We start from the raw sequence: 8,784 nt of genomic DNA, 5'->3' as shown, positions 1-8,784 counted from the left end.
GCTTCAGCGTGCGGTAGTTGATCGTCTCCGGCTTCTTGACCTCGCCGTAAGACCATTGCCTGATGTCCTCCGCGGTGGCCAGGCCGATACGGAGTTCATCGAAGAAGTTGACGTCGAGCACGTAACTCCCTTTCCCCTTGCGGGTTTGGATACTTAAACGTTAATTAAGCCAGGTCCTCAACGGACGCAGATTCGTTGCGGGACAAGTTGATTCCCAGGTTGGCCGCCGCCCGTTCGAGGTCCTCGTCCTCGCCTTCGCGAAGCTCGATGGCCGCCCCGTCACTCGACAGCACCTCGACGTTGAGGCATAGCGACTGCAGCTCCTTGAGCAGCACCTTGAACGACTCGGGAATGCCCGGCTCGGGAATGTTCTCGCCCTTGACGATCGCCTCGTACACCTTGACCCGGCCGACGGTGTCATCGGACTTGATAGTCAACAGCTCCTGCAGCGTGTAGGCGGCGCCGTAGGCCTGCATGGCCCAACACTCCATCTCGCCGAACCGCTGGCCACCGAACTGGGCCTTACCACCGAGCGGCTGCTGGGTGATCATCGAGTACGGCCCCGTTGAGCGAGCGTGGATCTTGTCGTCCACCAGGTGGTGCAGCTTCATGATGTACATGAAGCCGACGGTCACCGGGTACGGGAACGGCTCACCGCTACGGCCGTCGAAGAGCACCGCCTTGCCGTCGCCATCGACGAGCACTTCGCCGTCACGGTTGGGGAGTGTGGCCGACAACAGCCCCTGCAGCTCCGCCTCTCGCGCGCCGTCGAACACCGGCGTCGACACGATCGCGTTGGGCTGGGCGTGCAGCAGGTCCTCGGGCAGGTTGGCCGCCCAGTCCGGAACGCCGTTGCCGGTGTCGACCTTCCAGCCGCTGTGCGCGCACCAGCCCAGGTGGGTTTCCAGGATCTGGCCGATGTTCATCCGTCGCGGCACACCGTGGGTGTTCAGGATGATGTCCACCGGGGTGCCGTCCGGAAGGAACGGCATGTCCTCTTGCGGCAGGATCTTGCCGATCACGCCCTTGTTGCCATGCCGGCCGGCCAGCTTGTCGCCGTCGGAGATCTTGCGCTTCTGGGCCACGTAGACGCGGACCAGCTCGTTGACACCGGCGGGCAACTCGTCGTCGTCCTCGCGGGAGAACACCCGGATGCCGATGACCTTCCCGGACTCGCCGTGCGGCACCTTCAGTGAGGTGTCGCGGACCTCGCGGGCCTTCTCGCCGAAGATGGCCCGCAGCAGCCGCTCCTCCGGGGTCAGCTCGGTTTCACCCTTCGGGGTGACCTTGCCGACCAGGATGTCGCCGTCGCGCACCTCGGCGCCGATGCGCACGATGCCCCGCTCATCGAGGTCGGCGAGGACCTCGTCGGAGACGTTCGGGATGTCCCGGGTGATCTCCTCTGCACCCAGCTTGGTGTCGCGGGCATCGATCTCGTGCTCCTCGATGTGGATCGACGTGAGCACGTCCTCTTCCACCAGGCGGTTGGAGAGGATGATCGCGTCCTCGTAGTTGTGGCCCTCCCACGGCATGATCGCCACGAGCAGGTTCTTGCCCAGCGCCATCTCGCCGTTCTCGGTGCACGGGCCATCGGCGATGACCTGGCCGGCCTCGACGCGGTCGCCCGCGTCCACGATCGGCGACTGGTTGGCGCAGGTGCCGTGGTTCGAGCGGGCGAACTTACGCATCCGGTAGGTGTGGCGGGTGCCGTCGTCGGCCATCACGGTGATGTAGTCGGCGGAAACCTCCTCGATCACACCGGACTTGGCGGCCACGACGACGTCGCCGGCGTCGATCGCCGCACGCAACTCCATGCCGGTGCCCACCAGCGGCGCCTCGCTGCGCACCAGCGGGACCGCCTGGCGTTGCATGTTGGCACCCATCAGGGCGCGGTTGGCGTCGTCGTGCTCGAGGAACGGAATCATCGCCGTCGCCACCGACACCATCTGGCGCGGCGAGACGTCCATGTAGTCGACCTCGGACGAAGGAACGTACTCGACCTCACCCGCCTTGCGGCGGACCAGGACACGCGGCTCGAGAAACCGGCCGTCATCACTGATCGGCGAGTTGGCCTGCGCCACGACGTGGCGGTCCTCCTCGTCGGCGGTGAGGTACACGATCTCGTCGGTGACCACACCGTCGACCACCTTGCGGTACGGCGTCTCGATGAACCCGAACGGGTTTACCCTCGCGTACACCGACAGCGAGCCGATCAGACCGATGTTCGGACCTTCCGGGGTCTCGATCGGGCACATGCGGCCGTAGTGCGACGGGTGCACGTCCCGAACCTCCAGCCCGGCGCGCTCCCGCGACAGGCCACCGGGGCCCAGCGCGGACAGCCGGCGCTTGTGGGTGAGGCCCGACAGCGGGTTGTTCTGGTCCATGAACTGGGACAGCTGGCTGGTGCCGAAGAACTCCTTGATGGCCGCGACCACCGGGCGGATGTTGATCAGCGTCTGCGGCGTGATTGCCTCGACGTCCTGAGTGGTCATCCGCTCCCGGACGACGCGCTCCATCCTCGACATGCCGACCCGGATCTGATTCTGGATCAGCTCACCGACCGTGCGCAGCCGCCGATTCCCGAAGTGGTCGATGTCGTCCGTCTCCACCGGCACCTCGACGCCCCCGGGGACGGTCATGATGGCCTGCCCGTCGTGCAGGCGCACCAGGTACTCGATGGTGGCGACGACGTCCTCCTCGGTCAGCGTCGTCGTGGTGATCGGGTTCGGAGAATCCTTCGCGTTCAGTCCGAGCTTCTTGTTGACCTTGTAGCGGCCAACCCGCGCCAGGTCGTAACGCTTCTCCTTGAAGAACAGGTTTTCCAGGAGGGTCTGCGCCGATTCCTTGGTCGGCGGCTCGCCGGGACGCAGCTTGCGGTAGATGTCCAACAGGGCCTCGTCGGTGCCCGCGGTGTTGTCCTTCTCCAGCGTCGACATCATGATCTCGGAGAAGCCGAACCGCTCGGTGATCCGCTCGGCGGTCCAGCCCAGCGCCTTGAGCAGCACCGTGACCGGCTGGCGGCGCTTGCGGTCGATGCGCACACCGACGGTGTCGCGCTTGTCGACGTCGAACTCGAGCCAGGCGCCGCGGCTGGGAATCACCTTGACGCTGTGCAGGGTCTTCTCGGTGGACTTGTCTATGGTCTCGTCGAAGTACACCCCGGGCGAGCGCACCAACTGGCTGACGACGACGCGCTCCGTGCCGTTGATGATGAAGGTGCCCTTGTCGGTCATCTTCGGGAAGTCGCCCATGAACACCGTCTGGCTCTTGATCTCGCCGGTGTTGTTGTTGATGAACTCAGCCGTGACGAACAGCGGTGCCGCGTACGTCATGTCCTTGTCTTTGCACTCGTCGACCGGCGCCTTGACCTCGTCGAAACGCGGGTCGGAGAACGACAGGGACATCGAGCCGGAGAAGTCCTCGATGGGGGACAGCTCGTAGAGCACCTCTTCGAGACCGCTCATCGCGTTGCTGTCGCCCCGGGCGGCCGCGGCGTCACGCCAGCGCTGCTCACCCGTCAGCCAATCGAACGAGTCGATCTGCACCTCGAGAAGCCCCGGAACCTCAAGCGGTTCGCGGAGCTTGGCGAATGAAACTCGGTTGGGTGCTCCGGGGACGGAGCCGTTGGTGGAACTTGAGTTTTTGGTAGAACTCTGGTGGCGACTCTTGCTCTGGCGGGAATCTGCCAAGATGCATCCTTCCAGCACCTCGTGCGACTCACGGGAACCCGGACCACCGGGTCTGTTCGCCGCAACATTTCGTGGGTCAGGCCGGCGAACGATCTGCCCGGATCTCACGCGCGCAACTGAGTAGCTGAGCCGCAGAGGGGACCCAGGCTAGGACCACGACGTCTTTGGCGGCCAAGTGGCGATTGTGAGATGGGCAGGAGGTAGCCAGCGCAACGTCCAACAATAGCGGAGGACCGCGCATTCCTCAACTACCCACGACGACCAACCCATGGGTGATCGGCGCTGGCTGGCATCTCGACTTTCCCGTGGGACATGCTGCCCAACAGATTGACCCGTTTAGGCCCTGCCGTCAAGAGGGCGGGGCGGCAAGTTGCACCAAGTTATCGCAAAATTTTCGGCCCTCAACGTCGGCGGCGCATCAAGGGCGCTTTGGCGAACGCCTTCGACGCCTACTCGCCGATTTCGTGGGCGCGGTACTTGTGCGTGCCCTCGAGGTCGTCGAGGATCGCCATCTGAGCGTTCTTGGGCAGTGTGTGCAACATCTCCCGCACCCGCGCCTGGCGGCGGGCGACGGCCTTGCGCTCCGGCATGCCCGGGGTGGCCTGGATCTGCGGGGGCACACCTTCGATGTCCTCCACGCCACCGGCGTGCTGGCCGGCGTTAACCATCGCCTGCTCCTCGGCCATCGTCGCCTCGTCCTTCTCCTCGGACATGCCGATCGGGCCGATGCGGCGACCGTTGAGGAACTGCCGAACTACCGGTTCGTCGCTGGTCAAGAGCACCTCGCGCGGCCCGAACATGACCAGCTTGCGGCGGAACAGCATGCCCATGTTGTCCGGCACGGTGCGGGCGATGTTGATGTTGTGCGTGACGATCAGGATGGTGGCGTCGATCTGGGCGTTGATGTCCATGATCAGCTGGCTCAGGTAGGCGGTACGAACCGGGTCCAGACCCGAGTCGGGCTCGTCGCAGAGGATGATCTGCGGGTCGAGGACCAGGGCACGCGCCAGGCCGGCACGCTTGCGCATACCGCCGGAGATCTCGCCCGGGAACTTCTTCTCGTCGCCGCCCAGGCCGACCATCTCGAGCTTCTCCATGACGATGTCACGGATCTCGCTTTCCTTCTTCTTGGTGTGCTCGCGCAGCGGGAAGGCGGTGTTGTCGAAGAGATTCATCGAGCCGAACAGCGCGCCGTCCTGGAACAGCACGCCGAACAGCGTGCGGATCTCGTACAGCTCCTTCGCCGAGCATTCGATGATGTCCGTGCCGTCGATGACGATGGAACCCCGCTCCGGCCGCAGCAAGCCGATGAGGGACTTCAGGAACACTGATTTGCCGGTACCCGACGGCCCCAGAAGGACGCTGACCTCCCCTGCGGGGATATCGAGCGTCACGTCTTCCCAAATCCTCGAGGAACCGAAGGACTTCGTCAGTCCCTTCACCTCGATAGCGACGCCCATGGGGAATCCTTCCGTCGACGATCGTGCCCGCCACCTGCCCTTTTCTGTGGCATGAGTCACTGTAGCGCACGGTTGGCGCCCGTTATCAGGGGTTGCATGTCACCGCCGGCAAAAATTAGCCGACCTGAGATCCCGGCGCGCCTCGCCGAGGCACGCAGTTGGACGCGCGTTCGAGGATGTCGTTAGCCAGTCGGGGCCCAATTGCCGTGGAAGCCCATCGGTACGCGCTGCGGCAGATGCACGGTGGCAGTCACCTCGAGCGTCGGGGCATCGAGCAGCAGCAACTGGCCTTCGTCGCGGCCGCGGTGGTAGGCGTAGCCCATCAAGGTGCCGTCGTCCTCCGCACCCGCGGAGGGGTTGGGCACGAAAGACATCTCGCCGAGCAAAAGGTCCGGATCGAGCGGGGCGACCGCGGTGGAGCCGGTGACGTAATCGTGCTTGTACAGCGGCGTGGCCATGTGGGCGGCGTGCAGCCCCGCGGCGACGAACCCCCCCTCGAGACCGACGGCGTAGCCGAACCGATGCCTCCGGCCCAGCAGCGTCTCGTTGATCCGCGGGAATTCCTGCGAGCGGTCGTCGTGGCATTCGGTGGTCACCGCGCCGGTCGTCAGGTCGACCGTCCAACGGTCCAGTCGAGGCGTGGTTTCGCCGGGACCGCGCCGGTCGCGGTCGAACATCCGCGAGTAGCGCACCACGTCGAGGACCAAAACCTCGGAGCTGCCCCGCACCTCGGAGTAGGCGTTGAGGGGGTGATAAACATAGCAGGGTTCGATGTCGAACCACCGCACGTCGTCGTTCCCGCCTTCGCGGGGCATGACCCCGATGCGTGCCGGATAGTGGGGGTTCCATGCGTAGGGCATCCGGTCGGAGTGGTGGGGATCGCGGTTCATCATCGCGGTAATCGGGCCCGGCACCCGGACGCGTCCAATGAGCGACTGGAGCGCCAGCCGGGCGGGCGCGCTCAGCCAGCGCGGCACGCTCGTCGGCAGCACCTGCACCGGGTCGAAGGTCACCGGCAGGTCGTAGAACACGACATATTTGTCGGTCAGCGAGAAGTCGTGCATCATCGGCGATCCGGACACCTCGATGTCGACGGTGCGGCGTGCTCGTCCCCTGTTGTCGATCACCGAATACTGCACGGTCCGCCCGCGGGCGTATGAGTACGAGACGGCGTGCAATTCGCCGGTGCCGGGGTCGCGGTGCGGATGAGCGGTGAAGCCGCCGGCCAGCGTGCCGTCGAAGTCGCACGTGCCGACGGTGTCGAGCTCCTCGGTCAGCTCGTAGTTGGCGGCCCCGCCCTCGACCAGCGCGAGCGTGCGTCCCGCGTGCGTCAACACGTTGGTGTTGGCGCCGAAGGCGATCATGCCCGCACGCGGATCGAGCCGGGCCGGAGGTTGCTCGCCGAGGGCGGCGCACACCGACAGGCTGCGGACCCAGCGGTTGCGGTACCAGCGGGCCTGCCCCTCGCGCAGCGAAACGCCGTGCACCATGCCGTCGCCGCTGAACCAGTGGTAGGTGGCCGGGTCAACCTCTTCGGCCGGGTTGGGGCCATTGCGCAGATAGCGCCCATCGAGGTGCTCCGGGATGTGCCCGGTGACCTCGAGATCGGTGGCGGTGACCTCTGCGCCCACCGGGGCCAGAAAGCCCTCGAGGTACGGATTTCGGGTCGGGGCGGTTTGCAGGGACGTCATCGCCAACTCCTATAACATTGTTATTTCGCTGTTATTGGCACGCTACGCCTTCGGTGGGAAGATGACAAGGATGACTTCCGAGATGACTTCGCCGGCCGAACGCAGCGTTCGCAGTGTCCGTGACGAGATGCTGCACGCGGCCGTGGGCTTGCTGGACGACGAGGGCCCGGACGCCTTACAGACCCGACGGGTGGCCAGCGCGGCGGGAACGTCGACGATGGCCCTCTACACCCACTTCGGCGGGATGCGCGGACTCATCGGGGAGGTCGCCGAGGAGGGCTTGCGCCAGTTCGACGCCGCGTTGAGCGTGCCACCGACGGAGGACCCGGTCGCCGACTTGTTCGCCGTCGGCGCCGCATACCGGCGCTACGCCATCGAGCGCACGCACATGTACCGGCTGATGTTCGGCAGCACCAGCGCGCATGGCATCAACGCGCCGGCGGGCAATGTCTTGACGCTGACGGTCGCCGAGATCGAGGAGCAGATTCCCAGCTTCGCGCATGTCGTGCGCGCGGTGCAGCGGTCCATGCGGGCGGGGCGGATCACCGTCGGCTCCCCAGACGACGACGCAACCGTCATTGCCACCGCGGCCCAGTTCTGGGCGCTGGTACACGGGTTCGTGATGCTCGAACTGGCCGGCTTCTACGGCGACGACGGCACCGCCGTCGGACCGGTGCTCGGCGCCATGGCGTCGAATTTCCTTGTCGCTCTGGGAGATTCGCCCGAGCGCGTGAGGCAGTCGGTGCGGGCGTTCGCTGCCCGTTGACGAACCCCCGGAACCCGCAAGGAGGGGTTCCGGGGGCCCGGAGGCTCCGTGAACTGACTACTTGACGGTGACGGTGGCGCCGGCGGCCTCGAGCTTGCTCTTGGCCTCGTCGGCGGCCTCCTTGGCGACCTTCTCGAGCAGCGGCTTGGGCGCGCTGTCGACGAGGTCCTTGGCCTCCTTGAGTCCCAGACCGGAGACGATCTCACGGACCACCTTGATGACGCCGATCTTCTTGTCGCCGGCGGCCTCGAGGATGACGTCGAACTCGGACTGCTCCTCAGCGGCCTCGGCGGGCGCCCCGCCCGCGGCGGGGCCGGCGGCCGCGACGGCGACCGGGGCGGCCGCGGTCACCTCGAAGGTCTCCTCGAACTTCTTGACGAAGTCCGAGAGCTCCAGCAGGGTCATTTCCTTGAACGCGTCGAGCAGTTCGTCGCTGGACAGCTTGGGCATGGTGTTGGGTCCTTCCTGGTTTCGGGTTGGGTTTACTCGGCTTGCGCCGGTGTCTCGGTGGCTGCTTCTGCGGCCGGTTCCTCGGCAGGCGCTTCGGCCGCGGGCTCATCGGCGGCCGCCGGTTCCGTGGCCTTTTTCTCCTGCAATGCGGCAGCAAGGCGGGCGAACTGCGAGGCCGGAGCGCTGAACAGGCCAGCCGCCTTCGCGAGGTTGCCCTTCATCGCGCCGGCCAATTTGGCCAGCAATACCTCGCGAGACTCCAGGTCCGCGATGCGCTCGACCTCGGCCACCGTCAACGGGTGACCGTCCATGTAGCCACCCTTGATGACCAGCGCCTTGTGTTCCTTGGCGAAGGTCTTGAGAGCCTTGGCGGCGTCGACCGCCTCGCCGGTGACGAACGCGATTGCCGTCGGGCCGGCGAACAGCTCGTCGAGGCCCTCGATCCCGGCTTCCGACGCGGCGCGCTTGATCAACGTGTTCTTTGCCACCGAGTAGGTCGCCGAGCCGGCGAGAGACCGGCGTAGCTCGGCCAGGTTGGCCACCGTCAAACCGCGGTATTCGGTGATGAGTGTGGCGGTCGACTCTTTGAACTGCTCGGTGATGTCTGCAACGGCGGTGGCCTTGTCAGCCCTGGCCATGCATACCTCCTGTGAGTGAAAACCCTTGCGACTGTGTCTTCTAGCTGTCGTCTGCCATCTACCGCGGAACGACGAACGCCCCGGCGCAGG

Annotated in this window: 6 protein-coding genes; 1 reads left to right on the top strand and 5 read right to left on the bottom strand. The window is 65.8% G+C overall.

The window, feature by feature from the left end; all coding sequences use genetic code 11:
* Positions 1 to 164 precede the first annotated feature (164 nt).
* The 3 genes from rpoB to JO059_RS05590 form a co-directional block, all read right to left on the bottom strand.
* Positions 165 to 3,689, bottom strand: coding sequence for a DNA-directed RNA polymerase subunit beta (rpoB, locus tag JO059_RS05600; RefSeq protein WP_293315113.1), 3,525 nt, complete (start codon positions 3,687 to 3,689; stop codon positions 165 to 167).
* A gap of 449 nt (positions 3,690 to 4,138) precedes the next feature.
* Positions 4,139 to 5,149: an ABC transporter ATP-binding protein gene (locus JO059_RS05595; RefSeq protein WP_293315112.1), complete on the bottom strand. Its 1,011-nt coding sequence runs from the start codon at positions 5,147 to 5,149 to the stop codon at positions 4,139 to 4,141.
* Between the two features lie 182 nt (positions 5,150 to 5,331).
* Positions 5,332 to 6,840, bottom strand: a complete 1,509-nt coding sequence (locus tag JO059_RS05590) for a carotenoid oxygenase family protein (RefSeq protein ID WP_293315111.1) — start codon at positions 6,838 to 6,840, stop codon at positions 5,332 to 5,334.
* Between the two features lie 82 nt (positions 6,841 to 6,922).
* On the opposite strand from JO059_RS05590, the gene JO059_RS05585 reads away from it, so the two are divergent.
* Positions 6,923 to 7,606, top strand: coding sequence for a TetR/AcrR family transcriptional regulator (locus tag JO059_RS05585; protein ID WP_293315116.1), 684 nt, complete (start codon positions 6,923 to 6,925; stop codon positions 7,604 to 7,606).
* 57 nt (positions 7,607 to 7,663) lie between these two features.
* Here JO059_RS05585 and rplL read toward each other — a convergent pair whose 3' ends face one another.
* Both rplL and rplJ read right to left on the bottom strand, forming a co-directional pair.
* A complete protein-coding gene (rplL, locus tag JO059_RS05580; RefSeq protein WP_293315110.1) occupies positions 7,664 to 8,056 on the bottom strand; it encodes a 50S ribosomal protein L7/L12 in 393 nt (130 codons plus the stop codon).
* A gap of 32 nt (positions 8,057 to 8,088) precedes the next feature.
* Positions 8,089 to 8,694: a 50S ribosomal protein L10 gene (gene rplJ / locus JO059_RS05575; protein ID WP_293315109.1), complete on the bottom strand. Its 606-nt coding sequence runs from the start codon at positions 8,692 to 8,694 to the stop codon at positions 8,089 to 8,091.
* Positions 8,695 to 8,784: the final 90 nt, after the last annotated feature.

Source organism: Mycobacterium sp. (assembly GCF_019247615.1).
Taxonomy (GTDB): Bacteria; Actinomycetota; Actinomycetes; order Mycobacteriales; family Mycobacteriaceae; genus Mycobacterium.
The sequence above is the reverse complement of the archived record's forward strand: the minus strand, read 5'-3'. Positions and strand labels throughout refer to the sequence as shown.